General features: G+C 72.0%; 24 protein-coding genes. 14 read left to right on the plus strand and 10 right to left on the minus strand.

What is annotated here, in order from left to right:
* Position 1 precedes the first annotated feature (1 nt).
* From ACIQAC_RS25385 to ACIQAC_RS25400, 4 genes are all read right to left on the minus strand, one after another.
* A complete protein-coding gene (locus ACIQAC_RS25385; RefSeq protein WP_402194392.1) occupies positions 2–961 on the minus strand; it encodes a D-2-hydroxyacid dehydrogenase family protein in 960 nt (319 codons plus the stop codon).
* Between the two features lie 70 nt (positions 962–1,031).
* Positions 1,032–1,793, minus strand: a complete 762-nt coding sequence (locus tag ACIQAC_RS25390; RefSeq protein WP_402194394.1) for an SDR family oxidoreductase — start codon at positions 1,791–1,793, stop codon at positions 1,032–1,034.
* A gap of 12 nt (positions 1,794–1,805) precedes the next feature.
* Positions 1,806–3,011, minus strand: coding sequence for an acyl-CoA dehydrogenase family protein (locus tag ACIQAC_RS25395; protein ID WP_402194396.1), 1,206 nt, complete (start codon positions 3,009–3,011; stop codon positions 1,806–1,808).
* A 78-nt stretch (positions 3,012–3,089) separates the two neighbouring features.
* Positions 3,090–4,064, minus strand: coding sequence for a 2-hydroxyacid dehydrogenase (locus tag ACIQAC_RS25400; protein ID WP_402194398.1), 975 nt, complete (start codon positions 4,062–4,064; stop codon positions 3,090–3,092).
* Positions 4,065–4,178: 114 nt separating this feature from the next.
* Here ACIQAC_RS25400 and ACIQAC_RS25405 point away from each other — a divergent pair, with 114 nt between their 5' ends.
* The 3 genes from ACIQAC_RS25405 to ACIQAC_RS25415 all read left to right on the plus strand — a co-directional run bounded on the left by ACIQAC_RS25405 (position 4,179) and on the right by ACIQAC_RS25415 (position 7,285).
* Positions 4,179–5,270, plus strand: coding sequence for a polyprenyl synthetase family protein (locus tag ACIQAC_RS25405; protein ID WP_402194400.1), 1,092 nt, complete (start codon positions 4,179–4,181; stop codon positions 5,268–5,270).
* A gap of 53 nt (positions 5,271–5,323) precedes the next feature.
* Positions 5,324–6,298 (plus strand): RNA polymerase sigma factor, encoded by a 975-nt coding sequence (locus tag ACIQAC_RS25410; RefSeq protein ID WP_402194402.1) that lies wholly within the window; start codon positions 5,324–5,326, stop codon positions 6,296–6,298.
* An 81-nt stretch (positions 6,299–6,379) separates the two neighbouring features.
* A complete protein-coding gene (locus ACIQAC_RS25415) occupies positions 6,380–7,285 on the plus strand; it encodes an alpha/beta fold hydrolase (RefSeq protein ID WP_402194404.1) in 906 nt (301 codons plus the stop codon).
* Between the two features lie 137 nt (positions 7,286–7,422).
* Here the strand turns inward: ACIQAC_RS25415 and ACIQAC_RS25420 are convergent, their stop codons facing one another.
* Positions 7,423–8,022 (minus strand): PadR family transcriptional regulator, encoded by a 600-nt coding sequence (locus tag ACIQAC_RS25420; RefSeq protein ID WP_402194406.1) that lies wholly within the window; start codon positions 8,020–8,022, stop codon positions 7,423–7,425.
* Positions 8,023–8,172: 150 nt separating this feature from the next.
* Between ACIQAC_RS25420 and ACIQAC_RS25425 the strand changes: the two genes are divergently transcribed.
* The 3 genes from ACIQAC_RS25425 (at position 8,173) to ACIQAC_RS25435 (ending at position 10,499) form a co-directional block, all read left to right on the plus strand.
* Positions 8,173–8,745: a hypothetical protein gene (locus ACIQAC_RS25425; RefSeq protein WP_402194408.1), complete on the plus strand. Its 573-nt coding sequence runs from the start codon at positions 8,173–8,175 to the stop codon at positions 8,743–8,745.
* Positions 8,746–8,766: 21 nt separating this feature from the next.
* Positions 8,767–9,636 carry a sigma-70 family RNA polymerase sigma factor gene (locus ACIQAC_RS25430; protein ID WP_402194410.1) on the plus strand — a complete coding sequence of 290 codons (870 nt, stop codon included), beginning with the start codon at positions 8,767–8,769 and terminating at the stop codon, positions 9,634–9,636.
* Positions 9,637–9,803: 167 nt separating this feature from the next.
* Positions 9,804–10,499, plus strand: a complete 696-nt coding sequence (locus ACIQAC_RS25435) for an alpha/beta hydrolase (RefSeq protein WP_402194412.1) — start codon at positions 9,804–9,806, stop codon at positions 10,497–10,499.
* Positions 10,500–10,672: 173 nt separating this feature from the next.
* Here ACIQAC_RS25435 and ACIQAC_RS25440 read toward each other — a convergent pair whose 3' ends face one another.
* The 4 genes from ACIQAC_RS25440 to paaI all read right to left on the minus strand — a co-directional run bounded on the left by ACIQAC_RS25440 (position 10,673) and on the right by paaI (position 15,143).
* Complete coding sequence (locus tag ACIQAC_RS25440) at positions 10,673–11,617, minus strand: SGNH/GDSL hydrolase family protein (protein WP_402194414.1); 945 nt, start codon at positions 11,615–11,617, stop codon at positions 10,673–10,675.
* Positions 11,618–11,733: 116 nt separating this feature from the next.
* Positions 11,734–13,050 (minus strand): amidohydrolase family protein, encoded by a 1,317-nt coding sequence (locus ACIQAC_RS25445; protein ID WP_402194415.1) that lies wholly within the window; start codon positions 13,048–13,050, stop codon positions 11,734–11,736.
* A 315-nt stretch (positions 13,051–13,365) separates the two neighbouring features.
* Positions 13,366–14,712, minus strand: coding sequence for a phenylacetate--CoA ligase PaaK (paaK, locus tag ACIQAC_RS25450; RefSeq protein WP_402194417.1), 1,347 nt, complete (start codon positions 14,710–14,712; stop codon positions 13,366–13,368).
* Positions 14,709–15,143: a hydroxyphenylacetyl-CoA thioesterase PaaI gene (paaI, locus tag ACIQAC_RS25455; protein WP_402194419.1), complete on the minus strand. Its 435-nt coding sequence runs from the start codon at positions 15,141–15,143 to the stop codon at positions 14,709–14,711. Before paaI ends, paaK begins: the two co-directional genes overlap by 4 nt.
* Positions 15,144–15,295: 152 nt before the next feature.
* On the opposite strand from paaI, the gene ACIQAC_RS25460 reads away from it, so the two are divergent.
* From ACIQAC_RS25460 to paaE, 8 genes are all read left to right on the plus strand, one after another.
* Positions 15,296–16,516 carry a thiolase family protein gene (locus ACIQAC_RS25460; protein WP_402194421.1) on the plus strand — a complete coding sequence of 407 codons (1,221 nt, stop codon included), beginning with the start codon at positions 15,296–15,298 and terminating at the stop codon, positions 16,514–16,516.
* On the plus strand, positions 16,513–17,286 hold the full coding sequence (locus ACIQAC_RS25465) for an enoyl-CoA hydratase/isomerase family protein (protein ID WP_402194423.1): 774 nt from the start codon (positions 16,513–16,515) through the stop codon (positions 17,284–17,286). The genes ACIQAC_RS25460 and ACIQAC_RS25465 overlap by 4 nt, the downstream gene beginning before the upstream one ends.
* Positions 17,283–18,134: a 3-hydroxyacyl-CoA dehydrogenase family protein gene (locus ACIQAC_RS25470; protein ID WP_402194425.1), complete on the plus strand. Its 852-nt coding sequence runs from the start codon at positions 17,283–17,285 to the stop codon at positions 18,132–18,134. Before ACIQAC_RS25465 ends, ACIQAC_RS25470 begins: the two co-directional genes overlap by 4 nt.
* Before the next feature lie 158 nt (positions 18,135–18,292).
* Positions 18,293–19,285 (plus strand): 1,2-phenylacetyl-CoA epoxidase subunit PaaA, encoded by a 993-nt coding sequence (gene paaA, locus ACIQAC_RS25475; RefSeq protein WP_402194427.1) that lies wholly within the window; start codon positions 18,293–18,295, stop codon positions 19,283–19,285.
* A complete protein-coding gene (paaB, locus tag ACIQAC_RS25480; RefSeq protein WP_402194428.1) occupies positions 19,282–19,578 on the plus strand; it encodes a 1,2-phenylacetyl-CoA epoxidase subunit PaaB in 297 nt (98 codons plus the stop codon). Before paaA ends, paaB begins: the two co-directional genes overlap by 4 nt.
* Positions 19,579–19,587: 9 nt before the next feature.
* On the plus strand, positions 19,588–20,418 hold the full coding sequence (gene paaC / locus ACIQAC_RS25485) for a 1,2-phenylacetyl-CoA epoxidase subunit PaaC (RefSeq protein WP_402194430.1): 831 nt from the start codon (positions 19,588–19,590) through the stop codon (positions 20,416–20,418).
* Positions 20,412–20,927, plus strand: a complete 516-nt coding sequence (gene paaD, locus ACIQAC_RS25490; protein ID WP_402194432.1) for a 1,2-phenylacetyl-CoA epoxidase subunit PaaD — start codon at positions 20,412–20,414, stop codon at positions 20,925–20,927. The genes paaC and paaD overlap by 7 nt, the downstream gene beginning before the upstream one ends.
* 11 nt (positions 20,928–20,938) lie before the next feature.
* The gene (gene paaE / locus ACIQAC_RS25495) at positions 20,939–22,042 is read left to right on the plus strand and encodes a 1,2-phenylacetyl-CoA epoxidase subunit PaaE (protein ID WP_402194493.1); all 1,104 of its coding nucleotides are present in this window, start codon (positions 20,939–20,941) and stop codon (positions 22,040–22,042) included.
* Positions 22,043–22,122: 80 nt separating this feature from the next.
* On the opposite strand, the gene ACIQAC_RS25500 is transcribed toward paaE, so the two are convergent.
* Positions 22,123–22,806 carry a TetR/AcrR family transcriptional regulator gene (locus ACIQAC_RS25500; protein WP_402194434.1) on the minus strand — a complete coding sequence of 228 codons (684 nt, stop codon included), beginning with the start codon at positions 22,804–22,806 and terminating at the stop codon, positions 22,123–22,125.
* Positions 22,807–23,356: the final 550 nt, after the last annotated feature.

The raw sequence follows: 23,356 nt of genomic DNA on the forward strand, positions 1-23,356 counted from the left end.
GTCAGGGCAGGCGGCGTACCGGCGCGCCCGCCAGATACGCCGTGATGTCCTCGACCGCGTGGCCGTAGTACGTCTCGTAGTTGGCGCGGGAGACATAGCCGAGGTGCGGGGTGGCGAGCAGGCGGGGGGCCGTGCGCATCGGGTGGCCGGCGGGGAGCGGTTCGACGTCGAAGACGTCGATGCCGGCGCCGGCGATCCGGCCCTCGTGCAGGGCCGCGAGCAGGGCGTCCTGGTCGACGATGGCCGCCCGCGAGGTGTTGACCAGGTAGGCGGTCGGCTTCAGCAGGGCGAGTTCGGCGGGGCCGAGCAGGCCGCGGGTGCGGTCGCTCAGGGCGAGGTGCACGGAGACGAAGTCGCTGCTCGCGAGGAGGTCCTCCTTGGACGGGGCGAGGTCGGCCCCGAACTCGTCCGCGCGCTCCTTGGTGAGGTTCTGGCTCCACGCCGAGACGCGCATGCCGAAGGCCAGGGCGATCGTGGCGACCCGGCTGCCGATCTTGCCGAGGCCCAGCAGTCCCAGGCGGCGGCCGTGCAGGTCGGCGCCGACGGTGGACTGCCAGGGGCCGCCCGCGCGGATCGCCTTGTGTTCCTCGACGAGGCCCCGCGCCAGACCCAGCAGCAGCGCCCAGGTCAGTTCGACGGGCGGCGCGGACGAACTCGCCGTACCGCACACGGTGACGCCGTGCGCCTCGGCGGCGGCGTAGTCGATGACCGTGTTGCGCATGCCGGAGGCGACGAGCAGCCTCAGACGGGGCAGCCGGGCGAGGACCGACGCGGGGAACGGGACGCGTTCGCGCAGGGTGACCACGATGTCGAAGCCGGCGAGCGCCTCGACGAGGGCGTCCTCGCCGTCGAGGTGGGTACGGAAGGACACCACCTCGACGTCGTCGGCGAGCACCGACCAGTCGGCGACCTCGGTCGCGATCCCCTGGAAGTCGTCGAGCAGGGCGCAGCGCAGACGCATGGCGGATCCTTCCGGTGCGGGCACGGGAAGCCGACTTTAAGGGGTGCCGGGTCGGCGGTGTCCTCGCGGGTCAGCGCATGTGGGTGCCGCCGTTGATGTCGACGGTGGTGCCGGTGACGTATCCCGCCTCCTCGCTCACCAGATAGGCGACCAGGGCGGCGACCTCCTCGGGGGTGCCGAGCCTGCCGACCGGGATGGACTTCGCCGCCTCGGACACCCGGGCCGCGCCGAGGTCCGCGACCGCCGGGGTCAGTACGGAGGCGGGGGCGACCGCGTTGACGGTGACACCGTGCGGCGCGAGTTCCCGGGCGAAGACCTTGGTGAGGACGAGGACACCGGCCTTCGCGGCGGAGTAGTGGGCGCCGGCAAGGGTGCCGCCCTGCTGGCCCGCCAGCGAGGAGAGGTTGACCACCCGGCCCCAGCCGCGGTCCCGCATCGGCGGTGCGCACAGCCGGGTCAGCGCGAGGACACTGCGCAGATTGGTCGTCAGTACGGCGTCCCACTCGTCGAGGCCGATGTCCCAGACGGATCCGGGCGCGGTGACGGCGGCGTTGTTGACCAGTACGTCGGGGGCGTGCCAGGTGTCGGCGACCGTGCGGAGCGCGGCCTGCACCGCGGTGATGTCGTCGACGTCGACCGGGAGGGGCAGTGCGGTGCCGCCCTCCGGGGCGAGGGTGGCGGCCAGTTCCGCCACGGCGTCCGCGTCGCGGTCCAGGAGGGCGACCCGGTGGCCGAGCCGGTGCAGCCGTGCGGCGACGGCCGCGCCGATACCGCGTCCGGCGCCGGTGACCAGGGCCACGCGCGACGCGCCGAGGATTGCCGGTTCCCGCATGGTGGGCTCCTCTCAGATCGCCGGGTTCGAGGGGAGCGGGGCGCCCAGGAGGGCGCGGCCGTAGAGCTCCTTGCTCGTCTGGACGCTCAGGGCGGCGTGCCGTGAGGCCGTCTCGATGTCGCGCCAGGCGCGTTGGAGGACCGAGCCGTCCGCGAAGCTGCCCGCGCCTGCCGTGTCGAGCAGCAGGCTCACCGCGTCCCGGGCGCAGCGCATGGCGTGGGCGGCGTCCATCCGCAGCCGGGCCCGGTCGGCGAGCGCGGGCCGGTCGCCCTCGCGGGCCCTGGCGTCGACCTCGTCGGCGGCGCGGCCCAGGTGCAGCCGGGCGGTGTCGGTCAGGGTCGCTGCGTCCGCCACGTTCAGCTGGTGCGAGGGGGCCTCGGCGACCAGGCGGTGCAGGGGTGAGACCGCCCGCTTGCCGCCGACCGCGGCCCGCACCACATGGTCCAGGGTCGCCGCCGCGATCCCCACCGCGGTCGCCACCAGCGGCAGGTTGATGGAGAGATGGAAGGTCAGCCGCGGCTCGCCGGGGTGGCGCAGGTGATAGGTGCCGTCGGCCATGTCGGCGAGGCCGATCGTGCGGGAGCCGGGCACGAACACCTCGTCCGCGACGGCCGTGTTGCTGCCGGTGCCGCGCATGCCCGCCACGTGCCAGACGTCGTCGACGGTCAGCTCGGACGTGGGGACCAGGCACATACCTCGCTGTGTCGCACCGTCGTCGTCGGTCCAGGCGTGGCCGAGCAGGGTCCAGGGGGCGTGGTGGATGCCCGATATCCAGGGCCAGTTGCCGGTCAGCACCCAGCCGTCGCCGGACCTGCGGGACGTGCCGGAGGGGTTGGCGGAGCCGCAGACGAACGTGTCCGGGTCGTGGGCCCACAGGGTCGCGCGCTCCGGGTCCGCGAGCTGCGAGGCGAAGAGGTTGCCGCCGTAGGCGATGCCCACGATCCAGGAGGCGGCGGCGCAGCCCCGCGCCAGCTCCTCGCACACCTCCACGGCCGTCCGCGCGCCCGCGCCGTGACCGCCGTACACGGCGGGTGTGCCCAGGCGGAACAGGCCGGCCTCCCGCAGGGCGGTCAGGGTGGTGTCCGTCAGTCTGCGGGCGTCCTCGGTGCGGGGGGCCTCCTCGGCGAGGAGCGGGATCAGCGACCGGGCCGCCTCGACGGGGTCGGGGGTGCCGGACGCGTGGGTCCGCTGCCCGGGATCGGTGGTGATGGTGCCCACGGCTGCTTCCTGCGCTTTCGGTCGTCCGTTCCGCCCGAGGGCGGTCGGGGTGGGGGAGGTGCGCGGTGTTCCGCGAGGTCAGGGGGCCACTATGTGGTCCAGCTCCTCGTGTGCGGCGAACCGCAGGAGCTGGCGTCGGATCAGCGCTTCGAGCCGTGGCCACATCGTGGGGGTGAAGGCGCCGACGTGCGGGGTGATGAGGACACCGGGCGCCTCCCAGAGGGGGTGGCCGGCCGGCAGGGGTTCGGGGTCGGTGACGTCGAGCGCGGCGCGGAGCCGGGCGCCGCGCACCTCCTCGACCAGGGCGTCGGTGTCCACCACGGCCCCTCTCGCCACGTTCACGACCAGGGTGCCGTCCCGCATGGCGGTGAGGAGTCCGGCGTCGACCAGATGGTGGGTCTCGGGGGTGAGCGCGGTCGCCAGCACCACCACGTCGGCGTCCGCGACGAGTTCGGGCAGCCGGGAGACCGGGTGCACGGGTCCGCGCGGGGACGTCCGGGCCGTGCGGCCGACCCGGGTCACGGCACAGCCGAACGGCACCAGCAGCTCTTCGAGGGCGGAGCCGACCGCGCCGTACCCGACGATGAGCACCGAACCGCCGTACAGGGACGGGAAGACCTCGGGCTTCCAGATCCCGAGGTCCTGTGCGTGGGTGAATCCGGGTATGCCGCGCTGTGAGGCGAGGATCAGGGTCAGGGCGAGTTCGGCGGTGCTCGGGGCGTGTACGCCGTCGGCGTTGCAGAGGGTGATGCGGCCCGGCAGGCGGGCCAGTTCGGCGCGCAGTCCGTCGGTCCCGGAGCTGAGCGCCTGCACGGCTCGCAGCCGGGTCATCCGGGCGAGCGGCCGGCTGATCGTGCCGAGGTCCTGTACCAGCGGCGGTACGTAGAACTGCACGTCCGCAGGATCCGACGGGAAGGGCGAACGGCCGTCCCAGTGTGCGTAACGCAGGTTCTCGGGCAGGTCGGCGAGGTTGGTGAACTGGGTGGGGAGCCAGACCTGACGGGGTGTCGCCGGCACGTCGGGTGCCCTCCTCGGACCGGGGGACACCGCCATCCCGCTCGGCGGAGTCCGTTTCCTCTTCCTGTACGACTTCCGTATACAACGACAGGTGAGCCTAGTCGGAGGCGGCCCGGATCAAAAGTTGTTGAAGGTGTAAGTTCCCCTGTTGTGTCCGCAGCCGATGATGTCCGTGCCCGGGTGCAGGCCCGTGTCGCCCTGTGCACCCGGCGCTTCGACGCGCTCTTCGCCGAGTACTTCGACACCTTGGACGAGGTGCTCGACATCCCCTCCTTCGGCCGCTTCACCCCCGAATGCCTCACGCTGCTGCGGGAGTTGTCGATGCGCGGCGGCAAGCGGATGCGGGTGGTGGTGCTGCACGAGGCGGCGCGGCTCGTGACGGACGGGGCGGTGGCGGGGCTCGACCGGGCGGCCCTGAGTGTGGAGTTGCTCCAGACCCACGGCCTGATCCACGACGACCTGATCGACGACAGCGCGACCCGGCGCGGCGGACCGTCGACGTACTACGCCTACCGGGACCGGTTTCCGGGGCATCCGCGCGCGGCGCTGGGGCTCACCGTGCTCGCGGGGGACCTCGCGCTCGCGCTGTCGCTGCGGGCGTTGCTCGACGCGGAGGCGGAACCCGGGGTGCGGCAGGCCATGGTCGAGGTGCAGACCCGGGCGGCGGCGGACACGTTCATGGGCCAGATCATCGACCTGGAACGGGACTTCGCGGCCGTACCGCCGGACCTGGATGTGCTGCACCAGGTCGCGGACTACAAGTCGGCCCGGTACTCGCTGCTCGCGCCCATGCAGCTGGGACTGCTGGCGGCCGGTGAGCAACTGAAGCCGTACGAGGGGGAGTTGCGCAGATACGCGCGGCTGGTCGGGATCTGCGGGCAGATGCGGGACGACTACCTCGACCTGTTCGGGGACGGTGAGGTGATGGGCAAGCCGACCGGGACCGACCTCCGTGACGGCAAGCACAGTTATGCCGTGGCCGCGCTGCTCGCCGTGGTCGGCGGGAGGGAGCGGGCCGCGGTGGAGTCGGCTCTCGGTGACGCCGCCTGCACCGCGGAGACGGTCGCCGTTGTGCGGGCGATCGCCGAGGAGCGGGGGGTGGCGGAGCGGCTGCGGGCCGACATGCGCCGGTACGCGCGGGAGGCGGCGCAGGTGGCCGCCGGGTGGCGGTCCCGCTGGCGGGGCGAGGCGGTGACCTTCTTCGAGGTGCTGCCGGGGTGGAGCGTGGAGCGGGCCCGGTGAGCCGGCCGCGGCGGTGAGACCATGGGGCCCGGCCGTGCAGCGGGGAGGATGGCATGAACCAGGACGTCGCCGACGCCGGACGCATCGAGGACGCCATGCTCACGCGGGCCGCCCAGGCGGGCGAAGTGGCGGCGCTGGGGCAGCTCCTGGAGCGGCACCGGGCGGGTATGCGGGCGGTGGCGCTCAGCATCCTGGGGCCGGGCGCGGACGCCGAGGACGTGTTGCAGGACGCGGCGCTGACCGCGCTGCGGCGCATCGGTGACGTCCGTGAGCCGGGGGCCGTGGGTGCCTGGCTGCGGATGATCGTGCGCAACGCGAGCCGGAACGTCCTGCGGGACTCCGTGCGGCTGCGTCCGCTGGACGAGGTGGAACTGCCCGCCGTGGACGACGGCCCCGAGCAGTGGCTGGAGCGCAGCGCCCTGCGGGACTGGGTGTGGGAGGCGCTGGAGGAACTCTCCCCGGCGCTGCAACTCCCCCTGGTCCTGCGCCACTTCACGCACGCGGTCACCTCCTACGAGCGGATCGCGCACGCCTGCGGGGTGCCGGTCGGCACGGTCCGCAGCCGGCTGAGCCACGGGCGGGCCAAGTTCGCGGCCGCCCTCGCCGCCACCGCGGACGCCGCGCACGCGGACACCGAGCAGCGGGTCAGGGCCACCCGGATCGAGGCCCGCGAGACCCTCGACGCCGCCGAGAACGGCAGCTTCGGCAAGCTGCTCACCGAACGCTGGGCGCCGGACGTCGCCCTGCTGCGGGGCATGGATCTGCTCGGCGGCCGGGACCTCCTCGTACGCACCATGGACCACGACATCGAGGACGGTGTGCGGCAGCGGCTGGTGCAGGCCGCGGCCGGGCGGTCACTGGCGGTCTGGGAGATGGAGATCCTCAACCCGGCGGACAACCCGGACCACTGCCCGCCCTCCGTGGCCTGGCTGATGACCCTGGACGACGCGGGCCGGGTGCGGCAGCTGCGGCTGTGCCACCCGAGGCCCGTCCAGAAGATCGAGGCGCTCCCCGCCCTTGTGGCCTAGATCACTTCGGCGGGGGTGAACTTCCCTCCCCGCCCCGTGTCTTGCCGGTGTTCCTGACACCCGCTGGATACGGAGATCACCATGACCGCCCCCGCGACCGGCCGTCTGTCGGCCGGTACCCACACCGTCGAGATCGACGGAGTCGAGCAGCGCTACCACGTCCACGGGACGGGACCGGTGTGCGTCGCGCACTCCGGCGGCCCGGGCATCGACTGGGAGTACCTGCGGATGCCCGCGCTGGAGGAGTTCCTCACCGTCGTCTACCTGGAGCCGGTCGGCTCGGGCGGGTCGGGCCGGCTCGCCTCCCACCCGAACGGCTACACCCGGTCGACGTACAGCCGTTTCCTCGACGGTCTCATCGGCCACCTGGGTGTGCCGAAGGTGTATGTGCTGGGCCACTCCCACGGCGGCTTCGTCGCCCAGTACCACGCCCTCCGTCACCCCGGGCGGCTCGCCGGCGTGATCCTCTACGAGAGCGCTCCGCTGACCGGCCCCGAGCACGGCGCCGAAGTCGGCCGCCAGGTGGGGCTGTTCGCCGAGCGCAACGCCGGCCGACCCGAACTGCCCGCCATCCTGGCCGGTTTCGGCGCCGTCGCGGACGCCACCGACGACGCGCGGTTCACCGCGCTGCTGCGGACGCTGGTCCCGGTGTACTTCGCCGACTACTGGGGGCGCGAGGAGGAGTTCGCGCCGTTCCGGGCCCGGGTGAGCGGCAGTTACGTCACCTCGCTGGACGAGGACCTGGTGGCGGACGTCGTCGACGACACCGGGACGCTCGGTTCGCTCACGGTTCCGGCGCTGGTCGTGGTCGGCCGGCACGACTTCATCTGCGGGGTGAGGTGGGGCGAGGAGCTCCACCGGCTCATCCCCGGCGCGGAGTTGGCGGTGCTGGAGAACAGCGGGCACTTCGGGCACATCGAGGAGCCCGCGGAGTTCGCCGCCGCGGTCGCCGGATTCGTGAACGCGACCGCGCCCGGCGCCGTCTGACGCGCGAAACTCCGGGCGGACCCGCCGAACACCGTGCGGCGGCCGCATCCAGTGGTACCTTTAAGTGGAGATTAGATCTCCACTTAAAGGGGTCCGGATGGCTGCACGCGATGCGTTCGGCGCATGTCCGCGGTGGGTCACCGTCCTGGGCGGGCCCCGGCGGCCGTACTCGAACCGGGTGCGTCCGACGGCCCTGTCTCCCCCGCGGAGTCCATGAGGGGACTGCCGGCGAGCTGTTCGGCGGCCCACTTGGCCCACTCCTGGTCGAGGACGCGCTCCCGCAGGCCGTACTCCAGGGCGAGCCTCCCGCAGGTGGTCAGGAGGTCCTTGTCCCAGTCGACCGAGTCCTTGATGGCCAGCATGGCGTCGTACTCCTTCGCCGCGGTGTCGGCGTAGCGGTGCAGCCGCTCCACGGCGTCCTCCCTGGATATCAGCCCCAGGAAGAAGGTCTGGAGCAGCATCGGGTTGCGCTGGGAGGTGGACGCCTCGACGTCGGTCAGCCAGCGCCGGATCTCGGTGTGGCCCTCGGGGGTGAGCGCGTACTCCTTGCGTCCGCGCGGGCCCTCGTCGGTGACCTCGATCAGGCCGGCGGCGTCCAGCTTCACCAGCTCGCCGTAGATCTGGCTCTGCTTGGCGGGCCAGACGTTCCCGAGGGACGTGTCGAAGATCTTCAGCAGGTCGTACCCGCTGCCGGGGCGGAAGACGAGGAGCCCGAGAAGGGCGTGGCGAAGGCTCATAACGGCCAGCCTAACTCTTGTCGCTCCAAAGTTGACAGGTCGAGAACTACCCTTTGGGGAAGACCTCACATTCCTATCTTGACATGTTGAGTTCAGAGCTTCTAACTTCCACATGTCAACATCGGAACATAAGAACTGAGGGCAAGCATCGTGGGTTACGTACGCGGTTTCATCCCCTGGATCGCATCAGGTGTTGTGTCGGGCTTCGACTGGCGCTGGGGTGCCGTCGCGGGCCTGGTCATCGGCCTCCTGCTGCTGGTGCAGGACCGGCGCCGGGGCGTGGCGCCGGACGCGCTCGTGCTGGAGGCCAGCAGCGTCGTCTACTTCGTGGTGATCGGCGCGATCGCGTTCGCCTCGCCCGACTCCCCGCTGGAGCGGTGGAACGGCGTGCTCTCCTTCGTCTGGCTGGCCGGCACCGCCTGGGGAAGCCTCGCCGTCAAGCGCCCCTTCACCCTCGGCATCGCCCGGCGGCAGACGCCCGAGGAGTACTGGGACCTGCCCGGCTTCGTCGCGGTCAACAACGTCATCACCGCCGTCTGGGCCGCCGGGTTCACCTTCATCGTCGTCGCCCTGGCCGTGTGCGAGGCGGCCGGCGCCCCCGAGTGGCTCGCCTGGACGGCCCGTGTCTCCGGCCTGGTCGCTCCCGCCGTCTTCACCAGGATCTACCCCGCCCGGGTGCAGGCCCGTATGGAGGCCGCGGCGGCGACCGACGCCGACGCCTGACCCCCACCGATGGAGCTCTCCGTGAGTACAGCAACGACCCCTCCCCACCTGGCCGGGAACCTCGCGCCCGTGCCCGACGAGGTCACGATCACCGGACTGGAGGTGACCGGATCCATACCGCCCGAGCTGACCGGCTGGTACCTGCGCAACGGCCCGGTCCGTCACGTGACGGACGGCGAGACCGTGCCGCTCGACGACGCGACACTCACCCGTGCCGCGCAGGAGGGAGAGGTCACCGCGCTGGGACTGCTCCTGGAACGGCACCGGGCCGGCATGCGGGCCGTGGCGTTGAGTGTCCTGGGCCCGGCCGCCGACGTCGACGACGTGATGCAGGACGCGGCCCTGACCGCGCTGCGCCGCATCGGCGACGTCCGCGAACCGGCGGCCGTGGGCGCCTGGCTGCGGATGATCGTGCGCAACGCCGGCCGATCCGTGCTGCGCGAGTCGGTCGTCCTGCGCCCCATGGAGGAGCTGCCGGTGACCTCCACCGACCTCGGCCCCGAGCAGTGGCTCGAACAGAACGCGGTGCGCGACTGGGTCTGGCAGGCCCTCGAAGAACTCTCCCCGGTGCTGCGGATGCCGCTGGTGCTGCGCCACTTCGCCACCGGGGTCACCTCCTACGAGGAGATAGCCCATGCCTGCGGGGTGCCCGTCGGCACGGTCCGCAGCCGGCTCAGCCAGGGGCGGGTCAAGCTGGCCGCCGCACTCGCCGCGACCGCCGACGCCCCGCACGGGGACGCGGCCCAACGCGTCCGGGCCAGCCGCAACGAGGCCGTCAGAATGCTCGCCGCGGCTCGGGAGCGCTCTCTTCGGCAGTCCACCCACCGGTCCTCGGCCGCCCGCAGCCGCCCGCCGCAGGGGGAACGCTCGGGCCGGACCGCGTACCGCTGACGACGGGGCGTTCGTGACGCTCACAGAACGCGCAAACGATCATAAAATTCGCCAAATGCAAGCCCATTGCATACACGCATAGGCCATTTGGGCGAAGCCTGAGCCGCTCAAGCGCTCTAGTCTGTATCCGCCGCGCAGGTACTCGCAGACGACAGGGGAGCCGGCAGATGAGCAGCGTGAGAAACATCGTCCTCGTACATGGAGGATTTGTTGATGGTTCAGGCTGGTGGGGCGTCCATGAGCGGCTCGTGAACGACGGCTACAACGTCAATATCGTACAGAACCCGACCCAGTCGCTGGCCGACGATGTCGCCGCGACGGCACGGGTCATCGCCCAGCAGAACGGCCCGGTGGTCCTCGTGGGGCACTCCTACGGTGGCGTCGTCATCACCGAGGTCGGCCGGGACCCCAAGGTCGCCGGGCTCGTCTACATCGCCGCCTACGCGCCCGACAAGGGTGAGTCGGTCAACTCCCTGATCTCCGACCCGCCGCCCGGTGCGCCCGTCGCCCCGCTGCTCCCCCCGCAGAACGGCTACCTGTTCCTCGACCGCGAGCAGTTCCGTGCCTCCTTCGCCGACGACCTGCCGCCTGCGCGCGCCCGCTTCATGGCCGACTCCCAGGTCCCGTGGGGTGTCGAGGCGCTGAGCGGGGTCGTCGGGGAGCCGGCGTGGCAGACGAAGCCGAGCTGGTACCTGGTCGCGGCCGACGACCGCATGATCCCTCCCCTGGCACAGCGGGCGATGGCCGACCGGGCGGGCTCCACGGTGGCGGAGTCGCCGGGCAGCCACGCGATCTACGTGTCCCAGCCGGACGCCGTCGTCGACCTGATCAAGCAGGCCGCCGCCGGCAGCGCGGAGGCGTAGCCCGCCGCAGGGTGGTTGTTGGTCGTCTGCGGGTGGTGGTGGGCTTGTCGCGCCCACGCGGCGGAGCGGCACATCGATGCGGAGCAGTACATGGATCCGAAGCAGTCCATGGATCCGGAGCAGTACATGGATATCGCCCCGCGCCCCTTCCGGGCGCGGGGCGATCGTCTTCCTCAGCGCTTGCCGAGTGTCCGCTCCACCGCCGTCGCCATGGCCGCGTGGCCCTGGGCGTTGGCGTGTACGGGGGCGGCCGGGGTGACCGGGGCCAGGTCCTCGACCCAGCGCTCCGCGGCGGGCGCGCACATGTCGTGGCCGATGGTCGGGGTGTAGGTGTCCACGTAGGTGGCTCCGGCGAGACGGGCCTCGTTGGCCAGCATCGCGTTGAGCGTCTTCTCGCTGTCCCGCATCCAGCGGAAGTCACCCGCGGCGAACGGCGCGGTCCGGCTGAAGCAGCCGCCGTCGTCCGACTCGGGGAACAGGGCCGGGTAGCCGACGACCAGCACGCGGGCGAACGGGGCGCGCTGCTTGATGCCCTTCAGTACGTCCGCGACCTTCGGTGCCGTCCGCTCGATGGCCGTGCGCACCTGGTCGGTGCCCGTCGCGTTGTAGTGGTCCTTGCAGGGTGACCCGGCGGGGTTGGTGCCGCCGAGCTGGGCGCAGGTGCCGATGGTCGAGGAGAACCCGATGTCGTTGCCCCCGATGGTGAGGGTGACCAGCTTCGTCGACCACTTGAGCGCGGTGAACTGGGCCGGGGCGGTGCCCTGCGGGGCCGTCATCTGGGCGGTCGTCGCGCCGGAACACGACACGTCGGTCAGTTCGGTGCCCAGCGTCGTCGACACGAGTGTGGGGTAATTACGGTTCGACCGGGCGCAGTTGGCGTCGATCTGGTCCGGTATCGCGGGACCGGACGCGGAGGAGTCCCCGAGGGCGACGTAGGACTTGGTCCAGGTCGTGTGGTGCTGCGGGGCGGCGGCGCTCACGGGTGCGGACGTGGCGACACCGGCCAGCGCCAGGACACCACCCGCGGCGGCCGTACGGGCGAGTCTGCTTCGGTGGGTGCGCGGGGTGCGCGGGGTGCGCGGGGTGCGCGGGGTGCGCGGGGTGCTCAGGGTGGTCATGTGTTTCATCCTTCGCTGTTCTCCGGCTGACACGGGCGTGGGGAGGGGCGGGGTTGTGGCGGGGAATCGTGTGTGGGGGGCGCGGGGGCTGCCGGGGCTGCGGGGACCCGCGGGGGTCAGATGACGCGGGCCGCGGCTTCGGCGGCGGCGTGCAGGGCGGTTGTCCCGTCCACGCGGACCGTCTCGCCGTCCACGACAACGGGCTCACCGGCCACCCAGACGTCGTTGACGGCACGGGAGCCGGCCGCCCACATGAGGTTGGCGACGAGGTGACTGTCCTCGACGTCCAGCCCGGCGGCGAAGTACGGCCCGTCCACGGAGATGTGTGCCATGTCGGCCCAGTTGCCCGCGCGCAGGGCGCCGATGTCGGTCCTGCCGAGCGCGGCGGCACCGACCGCCGTCGCCATCAGGAACGCGTCCTCGGCGCCGAGCGCCAGCGGGTCGGCGGTGGCCAGCCGGGCGAACATCATCGCCAGCCGGGCCTCCTCCCACAGGTCGAGGTCGTCGTTGCTCGCGGGGCCGTCGGTGCCGAGGCCGACGTTGACCGACGCGGCGCGCAGGGCCCGCAGCGGGGCCGTGCCGGAGGCGAGTTTGGCGTTGGAGCCGGGGCAGTGCGCGACGCCGACGTCCGCCGCGGCCAGCAGCGCGATGTCGCTGTCGGACAGGTGAACGGCGTGTGCGGCCAGCAGCCGCCCGTCCAACAGCCCGGTCTCCTTGAGCAGTTGGGGTACGGACCCGAACTTCTCGCGGGTCGTTACGTCCTCGGCGACCGTCTCGGCGACATGGATGTGGACCAGGGCGCCGCGCTGTGCCGCCTCCTGGGCCGTCACCCGCAGGGCCTCGGGCGGCAGGGTGTACGTCGAGTGCGGCCCGTAGCACAGCTCCACCCGGTCGCCGGGGCCGAAGCGCAGTCCGTCGGCGTCCATCCATCTGCCGATGGCATCGATGTCGGCACGCCAGTCACCGCCGGGCAGGTCGAAGTAGGCGGGCGCGATCAGCACCCGGCTGCCGGCCTCCAACGCGGCCTCCACGACGTGCTCCGCGTGCGCGTACATCTCGGCGCTGGTCGTCACCCCGAAGCGGAGCATCTCGACACAGCCGAGCAGCATGCCCGCGCGGGCGTCCGCCGGGCGCATCCGCGCCTCGGCCGGCCAGATGGCCTCCTGGAGCCAGCGCAGCAGCGGCAGATCACTGCCGAGGCCGCGCAGCAGGGTCATGGGCGAGTGGGCGTGGGTGTTGACCAGGCCGGGGGTGAGGATGCCGGTCAGGCGGGTCCGCGGGGCGCCGTCCGGGAGCGGGGGAGCGGTGTCGGCCGCGCCGCAGTAGGTGATGCGTCCGTCGGGGCCGACGTCGACGACGGCGTCACGGAGCACGGAACAGGACGGGTCGGCCGGCAGGACTGCGGGGGCGAAGAAGCGTCGAGTCAATGACATGTGACCGTGCGATTCCCATGGGGTGAGGGGGGTGAGGAAGGGCGCCCAAGTCATGTTACGGGTGACCGAATTGGCGACACCCGGGTGTGCGGCCGGGGCTCGGCCCCGCGCACACGGTCCTGATCGCGAGTGCCTTGCGCATCGCTCGCTCCCTCCGTTTGCGGTGGACGCACACAAGACGGAGGGCGGCGGGAGGAGTTCGCTCGGCGGCGGGTGATCCCGGTCACAACACACCCGTGCCCCACGGCGGTTCGCACCGTGGGGCACCGGCAGGTGGTGTGGTCCGGCTCAGTGGTCCGGGGCGGGGCCGTCAGCTCATGACTCGCGGGTGTCCTTGACCCGGCGCAGCTTGCCCAGTGACCGCTCAAGGGTCTCCGGGTCGACGACCACGACCTCGACGGTCACACCGACGGCGTCCTTCACACCCCGCACGATGTCCTTGACGGCGGCCTCGCGCCGCTCGGTCCCGGCGTCGGGCCGCGCCTCCACCCGTACGGTCATGTGGTCCATCCGTCCGCGCCGGCCGATCTGGATCTGGAAGTGCGGAGCCACTCCCGGCGTGCGCAGCACGATCTCCTCGATCTGGCTGGGGAACACGTTCACCCCGCGCAGGATGATCATGTCGTCGCTGCGTCCGGTGATCTTCTCGATCCGGCGGAACCCGGGCCGTGCCGTGCCGGGCAGCAGCCGGGTCAGGTCCCGGGTGCGGTAGCGGATGATCGGCAGCGCTTCCTTGGTGAGCGAGGTGAAGACCAGTTCGCCGCTCTCGCCCTCGGCCATGACGTCCTCGCCGAGCGGGTCGACGATCTCCGGGTAGAAGTGGTCCTCCCAGATGTGCAGGCCGTCCTTGGTGTCCACGCACTCCTGCGCGACACCGGGGCCGATCACCTCGGACAGGCCGTAGATGTCGACCGCGTGGATGTCCAGCCGCTCCTCGATCTCGCGGCGCATCTCCTCCGTCCAGGGCTCGGCGCCGAAGATGCCGACCTTGAGCGAGGTGGAGCGCGGGTCGACGCCCTGGCGCTCGAACTCGTCGAGCAGGGTGAGCATGTAGGAGGGCGTCACCATGATGATCTCGGGCCGGAAGTCCTGGATGATCTGGACCTGGCGGGCGGTCATGCCGCCGGACGCGGGGATCACCGTACAGCCGGCCCGTTCGGCGCCGTAGTGGGCGCCCAGGCCGCCGGTGAACAGGCCGTATCCGTACGAGACATGGATCTTGTGGCCGGGGCGGCCGCCCGCGGCGCGGATGGAGCGGGCGACCACGTCGGACCACATGGAGAGGTCGTTCTCCGTGTAGCCGACGACCGTCGGGCGTCCGGTGGTGCCGCTGGAGGCGTGCACACGCCGCACCTGGTCCATGGGGACGGCGAACATGCCGAAGGGGTAGGTGTCCCGCAGGTCGGCCTTGGTGGTGAAGGGGAAGCGGGCCAGGTCCTCAAGGGTGCGGCAGTCGTCGGGGGTGACTCCGGCGGCGTCGAACTTCCTGCGGTACAGCTCGACGTTGTCGTAGGCGTGCCGCAGCGTCGCGCGCAGTCTGGCGAGCTGGAGAACCCGGACCTCGTCGCGGGACATCCGCTCCGCGTCGTCCAGCAGCGCGTCCGGCAGCGGGTCGCCGCGGCGGACTGCGGTGGGTTCGGGCGCGATCACTTCGCTGGTCATTGCGGCTCCTCGTTCTGCACCGTGCGGAGGGTGCGACTGCGGCCCCGGAACTCCGCTATCACCTCGTCACCCCGCACGACGGTCACGTCGTAGATGCCGCTGCGCCCGAACCGGGTGCGCTCCCGCGCGGTGGCCACCAGGACGTCGCCCTCGTACGCCGGGGCGACGAAGTCGATGTCGGCGCCCGCGGCGACCGTCACGGGGCCGTAGCTGTTGCAGGCGCAGGCGAAGGCCGTGTCGGCGAGGAGGAACAGATAACCGCCGTGGGCGATCCGGTGCCCGTTGACCTGCGTGGAGGTCACGGTCATCCGCACCACGGCGGTCCCCTCGGCGTGGTGCAGCAACTCGATGCCGAGCCGGCGTGACGCCTCGTCCGCGGCGAACATCGATTCGACCGGGCTGAGCGTCGGATCGGGTACCTGAGTCGTCATCTCCACCACCTTGTGGACCGACCGAACATTCGGTTAGCGTGCGGCGTGGTCAAGTAATCCAGCAAGACCACTGCCTGTCAAGAGGTGGCTTGTATGCCGCACCGCGGCGTCCCTGTCGATCAGCACAGCGTCCCTGTTGAGGAGTCCTCCTGATGCCCGACGTCTATCTCGTCGACGGGGCCCGCACCCCGCAGGGCCGCTACGGCGGCGCCCTGGCCTCCGTACGCCCCGACGACCTCGCCGCCCTCGTCGTCGCCGAGGCAGTGCGCCGCTCGGCCGTCCCCGGGGACGCCGTGGACGAGGTGATCCTCGGCGCCGCCAACCAGGCCGGCGAGGACAACCGGGACGTGGCCCGCATGGCCGTCCTGCTCGCCGGGCTCCCGCACACCGTGCCCGGGTACACCGTGAACCGGCTGTGCGCCTCGGGTCTGACGGCGGTCGCCTCCGCCGCGCACACGATCCGCGCGGGCGAGGCCGACCTGGTGGTCGCCGGCGGCGTCGAGTCCATGACCCGGGCGCCCTGGGTCATGGAGAAGCCCGGCACCCCCTGGGCCAAGCCCGGCCAGGTGCACGACACGGCGTTGGGCTGGCGCTTCACCAACCCGCGGTTCGCCACCGCCGACCGGGCCGTCCCCGCGGGCGCCGGTCCCGGGACGTCGAAGACGACGCTGTCCATGGGGGAGACCGCGGAGGAGGTCGCCGCCCTGGACGGCATCACCCGCGCCGACTCCGACGCCTTCGCCCTCCGCAGCCACCAGCGGGCCGTCGCCGCGCAGGAGGCGGGCCGCTTCGACCGCGAGATCGTGCCGGTGCCGGTGAAGAAGGGCGAGGTGACCCGCGACGAGGGGCCGCGCCCCTCCACCACCCTGGAGAAGCTGGGTTCCCTGCGTACGGTCTTCCGCGACGACGGCATCGTCACCGCGGGCTCGGCCTCGCCGCTGTCCGACGGCGCCGCCGCGCTGGTCGTCGTCGGCGAGGAGACGGTCGAGCGCTACGGCCTCACCCCGCGCGCCCGGATCGTCGCCTCCGCGTCGGCCGGCGTCCAGCCCAACCTCATGGGCCTCGGCCCGGTGCCCGCCACCGAGAAGGCGCTGGCGCGCGCCGGGTGGCAGGTGGGCGACCTGGACGCCGTGGAGCTGAACGAGGCCTTCGCCGCGCAGGCGCTCGCCGTGATCCGCCGGCTCAAGCTCGACGAGGACAAGGTCAACGCCGACGGCGGCGCGATCGCCCTCGGCCACCCCCTCGGCTGCTCCGGCGCCCGCATCCTCCTCACCCTCCTCGGCCGCCTGGAACGCGAGAACGGCCGCCGAGGCCTGGCCACGCTGTGCGTGGGCGTGGGCCAGGGGGTCGCACTGCTGGTGGAGCGGATATGACGACGGGCACCGGACCCGCGCCGACCACCCGCACCTACGACACCCTCCTGGTCGAGGAGCGCGCCGACCGGGTGGTCGTCACCCTGCACCGCCCCGCGGCACGCAACGCCATCAGCGGGCGCATGATCAGTGAACTGCACCAGGTGTGCGAGCTGTTGGAGCACGATCCGAAGCTGCTGCTCCTGACCGGGCACGGGGGTGTCTTCGCGGGCGGTGCCGACATCGGCGAGCTGCTGGAGCGGGGCCGGGACGAGGCCCTTCAGGGCATCAACAGCCGGCTCTTCGAGCGGGTCCGCCGGCTGCCCATGCCGACCCTCGCCGCCGTCGAGGGCTGGGCCCTGGGCGGCGGGGCCGAGCTGGCGTACGCCTGTGACCTGCGGATCGCCGGACCCGGCGCGGTGTTCGGCAACCCCGAGCCCGGTCTCGGCATCCTCGCGGCGGCCGGCGCCTGCTGGCGGCTGCCCGAACTCGTCGGCGAGTCCGTCGCCAAGCAGATCCTGCTCGCCGGACGCAACCTCGACGCCCGTACGGCGCAGGCCGTCGGCCTGGTCATGGACGTCGTACCGGCCGAGGAGCTGCTGGACAGCGCCCACGCGCTGCTCGACCGTATGGCCCGGTCGTCGGCCACGGCACTGCGGCTGACCAAGCTCGTCGTCGACTCGCCCGGCGCCCACCCCGTCGCCGACGACCTGGCCCAGGCCGTGCTCTTCGAGGGTGAGGACAAGAAGCAGCGTATGACCCGTTTCCTGGAGAAGAGGAGCCGCGCATGACCTCGGCACCCCGGACCGTCGCGGTGATCGGCGGCGGCCGGATGGGCGCGGGCATCGCCCAGTCCTTCGCGTCCGCCGGCTCGGCCGTCACCGTGGTGGAGAGCGGCGAGGAGGCCGCCGCCGCGGCCCTGGACCGGATCGTCGCGAGCCTGACCCGCGCCGAGGCCCGCGGCCATCTCGCCGAGCCCGCCGCCGAGGTGGCCGGCCGGCTGGCCTTCGTCCACGCGGTGGACGCCCTCGACCCGGCCACCGAACTGGTCGTGGAGGCCGTCCCGGAGGACCCGGCGCTCAAGGCCCGGCTGCTGAAGGCGGCCGAGGCTGCGGTGGGCGGGTCCACCGTGCTCGCCACCAACACCAGCTCCCTCTCGGTCACCGACCTGGCCGCCGTACTGCACCGCCCGGCCCGCTTCCTCGGTATGCACTTCTTCAACCCGGTGCCCGCCTCCGCGCTGGTCGAGATCGTGGTCGCCCCCGGCACCTCCCCGGACGTCGTCGAGGCCGCCCTCGGCTGGACCCGGGCGCTCGGCAAGCAGGACGTCGTCGTCAAGGACTCCCCGGGCTTCGCGAGCAGCCGGCTCGGTCTCGCCCTCGGCCTGGAGGCCATCCGCATGGTGGAGGAGGGCGTCGCCGCGCCCGAGGCCATCGACGACGCCATGCGCCTCGGCTACAAGCACCCCATGGGTCCGCTGCGCCTGACCGACCTGGTCGGCCTCGACGTACGGCTCGCCATCGCCGAACACCTGCACAGCACCCTCGGTGAGCGCTTCGCCCCGCCCCGGCTGCTGCGTGACAAGGTGGCACGCGGCGAACTCGGGCAGAAGACGGGACAGGGCTTCTACACGTGGTGACGAGGGGGGCATCGATACGTGGTGGCGCGTGCGGAGCCTCGGTGCCGGCACCGGCGCGCGTACTGATGGGCGCCCGGCGCTTGCCAGGGCGGGGAGGCTGCACCGTATGATGGACCGAACGAATGGTCGGTTGGGTACTCTGGTGGGAAGGGATCGAGATGGCCACAGCACACTCCGCCGCGTCGTCCGGCAGTGACGCCGGTCAGGACCTGGAGGCCTACTTCGAGGCGACGATCGCCCGCGACCAGCGGATCGAGCCGCGCGACTGGATGCCGGACGGCTACCGCAAGACGCTGATCCGGCAGATCGCCCAGCACGCGCACTCCGAGATCATCGGTATGCAGCCCGAGGGGGAGTGGATCACCCGGGCGCCCTCGCTGCGCCGCAAGGCGATCCTGTTCGCCAAGGTCCAGGACGAGGCCGGCCACGGGCTGTACCTGTACTCGGCGGCCGAGACCCTCGGCATCGACCGCTCCGAGCTGACCCAGCGCCTGCTCGAAGGCCGCCAGAAGTACTCCTCGATCTTCAACTACCCCACCCCCACCTTCGCCGACGTCGGTGTCATCGGCTGGTTCGTGGACGGCGCCGCGATCTGCAACCAGGTTCCCCTGTGCCGCAGTTCGTACGGCCCCTACGCCCGCGCGATGGTCCGCATCTGCAAGGAGGAGTCCTTCCACCAGCGCCAGGGCTACGAGTTGCTGATGACGATGATGCGCGGCACCGACGCCCAGCGCGAGATGGTGCAGGAGTCGGTGAACCGCTGGTGGTGGCCGTCGCTGATGATGTTCGGCCCGCCCGACGACGACTCGCCCAACTCCGCCCAGTCGATGGCCTGGAAGATCAAGCGGCACAGCAACGACGAACTGCGCCGGCGCTTCGTCGACATGACCGTGCCGCAGGCCGCCAAGCTCGGCGTCACCCTGCCCGACCCGGAGCTGCGCTGGAACGAGGAGCGCGGCCACCACGACTTCGGCACCCCCGACTTCTCCGAACTCAAGGCCGTCATCAGCGGCGACGGACCCTGCAACGCGGAGCGCATGGAGTGCCGCCGCGCCGCCCACGAGGAGGGCGCCTGGGTCCGCGAGGCCGCCGCCGCCCACGCCGCCAAGCAGGCGGCCCGAGCCAAAGCCCGTCAGGAGGCCGCCGCATGAGCAGCCAGGAGAAGGACAGCTGGCCCCTGTACGAGGTGTTCGTGCGCGGCAAGCGCGGACTCAACCACGTACACGTCGGCTCGCTGCACGCGGCGGACGACGAGATGGCCCTCACCCACGCCCGCGACCTGTACACGCGGCGCAACGAGGGGGTCAGTATCTGGGTCGTGCGCTCCGAGCACATCGCCGCCACCACCCGCGACGAGAAGGACCCCTTCTTCGCGCCCAGCGCCGACAAGGTGTACCGCCATCCGACGTTCTACGACATCCCCGAAGATGTCCCGCACATCTAGGAGCCCCGGATGAGCGACGACCACGTGTACATGAGCCTGGCCGAGGGGCACGACGACAGTGACGCCCGCTGGGCGTTCGGCACCGGCTTCGAGGACCCCCTGCACGGTGTGGACACCACCGTCCCCGAGGACGTCGACGCCGCCGCACTCGCCGCGACCTGCGCGGCCCTCGGCGACGACGCCCTGGTGCTGTCCCAGCGGCTCGCCGAGTGGGTCACCCGCTCCCCGGAGCTGGAGGAGGAGGTCGCCCTCGCCAATATCGGCCTCGACCTGCTCGGCCAGACCCGGCTGCTGTACGCCCGCTGCGGCCAGGTCGACGGCACCGGCCGCCCGGAGGACGCGTACGCCTACTTCCGTGACGCCGACGACTTCCGCAACGTCCGTCTCGTCGAACTCCCCAACGGGGACTTCGCGTTCTCGATCGTGCGGCTCCTGGTCTTCGCCAGCTGGCGGCTCGCGCACTTCACCGAGCTGGCCGGCACCGCCGACCCGGTGCTCGCGGCCATCGCGGCCAAGGGCGTCAAGGAGCTGACCTACCACCGGCAGTACGCCGCCGAGTGGGCCGTACGGCTGGGCGACGGCACCGAGGAGTCGCGCGCGCGGATGCTGGTGGCGCTGGAGGCGGTGGCCCCGTACTGGGACGAGCTGTTCGCGGCGCACGACGCGCGGGACGCCGTAATGGCGGACCTGCGGCAGGTGCTCGACGCCGCCGGGCTGCCCATGCCGCGGGCCACACCGGTGCCCGGCGGTGGCCGGACCGGCGGACACACCGAACACCTCGTCCCGCTGCTGACCGAGTTGCAGAGTGTCGCGCGAGCCCACCCGGAGGCGACATGGTGACCGTACTGACCGACGTCCGGCGCGCCCGGCACCTCGCCGAGCAGGTGCCCGACCCCGAACTGCCCATGCTCACCCTGGCCGACCTCGGAGTCCTGCGGGACGTCAGGATCGAGCCGGACGGCACGGTCGTCGCCGACCTCACGCCCACCTACTCGGGCTGCCCCGCCATGGCCGAGATGCGCGCCGGGGTCGACGCCCGGCTGCGCGCGGCCGGCTTCGACCGGGTCGAGATCCGTACGGTCCTCGATCCGCCGTGGACCAGCGACTGGATCACCGACGCCGGGCGGCGCAAGCTCGTGGACCACGGCATCGCCCCGCCGGCGGCCGCACCCCGGCACCCGGCCGGACCCGTCCCCCTCAGTCTGTCGCCGACCCGGCGCACCGTTCCCTGTCCGCACTGCGGCTCGGCCGACACCGAGGAGACCTCCCGGTTCGCGGCCACCTCGTGCAAGGCGCTGTGGCGCTGCGTCAGCTGCCGCGAGCCGTTCGAGTACGTCAAGGAGATCTGATGGCAGAGGTGATGGCACCGGCCGCCGGTGCCCCCGCGACGCCTCGGCGCCGCCGCCCGGCGTTCCACCTGTTGCGCGTCGCGGCGGTGGAGCGTCTCTGCGAGGACGCGGCCGCCGTCACTTTCGAGATCCCCGACGCCCTGGCGGAGGAGTTCGCCTTCAGCCCCGGCCAGTCGCTCACCCTGCGCCGTGAGGTCGAAGGGCGCGACGAGCGACGCTCGTACTCGATCTGCTCGCCCGCCGGCAGCGCGCCCCGCATCGGTGTCCGTGAGGTCCCCGGCGGCCTCTTCTCGGCCTGGCTGGTGCACGACGTGCGGCCCGGCGACACCGTCGACGTGATGGTCCCGACGGGCGCCTTCACCCCCGACCTCACCGTCCCCGGCCACCACGTCCTGATCGCGGCCGGCTCCGGCATCACCCCGATGATGTCCATCGCCGAGTCCGTCCTGGCCGCCGACGACCGCTCCACGGTCACCCTCTTCTACGGCAACCGCCGCACCGACACCGTGATGTTCGCCGACGAACTCGCCGATCTGAAGGACGAGTTCCGTACGCGGTTCCAGGTGGCCCATGTGCTGTCGCGGGAGCCGCGCGAGGCCGAACTGCTCTCGGGCCGCCTCGACGACGGACGGCTCGCCGCGCTCGTCGAGGCCCTGATCGACGTCCCGAACGCCGACCACTGGTGGCTGTGCGGGCCGCACGGCATGGTGCGCGACGCCCGCGAGGTCCTCGGCCGGCTCGACGTGCCGCGCGAACGGATCCACCAGGAGCTGTTCTTCGCCGACGACGAGCCCGCGCCGCCGGTGCCGCGCCGGGCCGAGAAGACGGCCACCGGCCCGGTCAGCGAGGTCACCGTCACCCTCGACGGCCGCTCCACCACCGACGGGCTGCCCCGCGACACCACCCTGCTCGACGCGGCGTCCCGGGTCCGCTCCGACCTGCCGTTCGCCTGCAAGGGCGGGGTGTGCGGCACGTGCCGCGCCCGGATCACCGTCGGCGAGGGGGACATGCGCCGCAACTACGCGCTCGAACCGGCCGAGGTCGACGCCGGTTACGTGCTGACCTGCCAGACATACCCCGTGTCGGAGAAGCTGACGGTGGACTACGACGCCTGAGGCCGTCGGCGGCGACCCCGGGTGACGGAAGGGCCGGGGGGGAGCGGCGGTGTGCCGCTCCCCCCGGCCCTTCCGTGCTGTCACTCCGCCGCCGGTGGCCTCCGGAACCCCATGACCTGCTCCACCGTGTCGTCGGTCAGGCTCGGGGTCGACAGAGGGGGGTCCTCGGGGCGCTGTCTGAGCCCGTTCAGCAGGATCTCGATGTAGCGGCGCCAGATGTCCGGCCGCTCGCCCTGGGTGAACTGCGTGGCGGCGCTCAGCATGTGCGCGATGACCGGGAAGTCGGAGGGGGTCACCTCCGGGCGCAGTTGCCCGCTCTCCTGTGCCCGGCGCACCAGTTCACCGAGGAAGGGGCGCAGCCCGCCACGGGCCCGCTCGATGGGCTCGGAGCTGTGGCTGCCCATCATGATCACCTCGTGCAGGCCGCGGTTCTCGGCGAGGTCGCCCGTCATCGAGACGAGGAACTCGACGAAGCCCTCCCAGGGATCGGGGTTGGACAGGGCCTTTTCCGCGACCTCCTGGCGCCTCTTGAGGTCCTCCTCGAACAGGGCGCGCACGAGCGCTTCCTTGGTGGGAAAACGCCGATAGACGGTGCCGACGCCGACTCCGGCGTGCCGGGCCACATCGTCGAGCGTGACGCCCAGACCGCGCCGGCCGAAGATTTCGTGGGCCGCCTGGAGAATTCTTTCCCGGTTGAGCGCGGCATCCCGCCTCAGGGGCCGCCCTTCGTCCTTCGCGGACGTTCCCCGGGAAGTATCAGTCATGTCCTCATGGTAACCCCGCCGATTCGCTGTGCGGACCCGGGTGCGGCGCGGGCGGCGGGCCGCTCGCCGAGGTCGACGCGGGGGCACTGTCCGTGCCCTGTGCGGCTGTTGTGCCGCCGCTGTGCCGTCACCGGGGGGTCTCCGTGTCCGACGGGTGGCCTCGGACCCGGGTGCCGGAATGGAGAATTCGGCACGCTGCTCTCGGGTTGGTGGGAATCCGTGGGCGGGCGGTCGGAAATCTTCTGGTCGGCGTCGGGGATATTCCGCACCCTTTCGATATGTGCCCGGAATGGGTGACCGCGATACGTGGGCTGTGTTTCCGCTCTTGCGGAATTGCCGAGGGCGGGGAATTCCCGTCGGTAGAGGCTGCCGACGGCCCGTCAGCCCGCGTGTGCGGTACGGCTGTCGCCGGCCGACCCCGCAGATCGCCGCGGGTGGCCTCGCCGCGGCGCCGGGTGGGACGACTATTGGCATAACGGCCGAACACCGTTGATTTTGGCTGCCATGTATATGCCCGGGCCGGTGGTGCCGTCGAAATGGAGCTACCATC

Source organism: Streptomyces sp. NPDC088387 (genome assembly GCF_044753385.1).
Classification (GTDB): domain Bacteria; phylum Actinomycetota; class Actinomycetes; order Streptomycetales; family Streptomycetaceae; genus Streptomyces.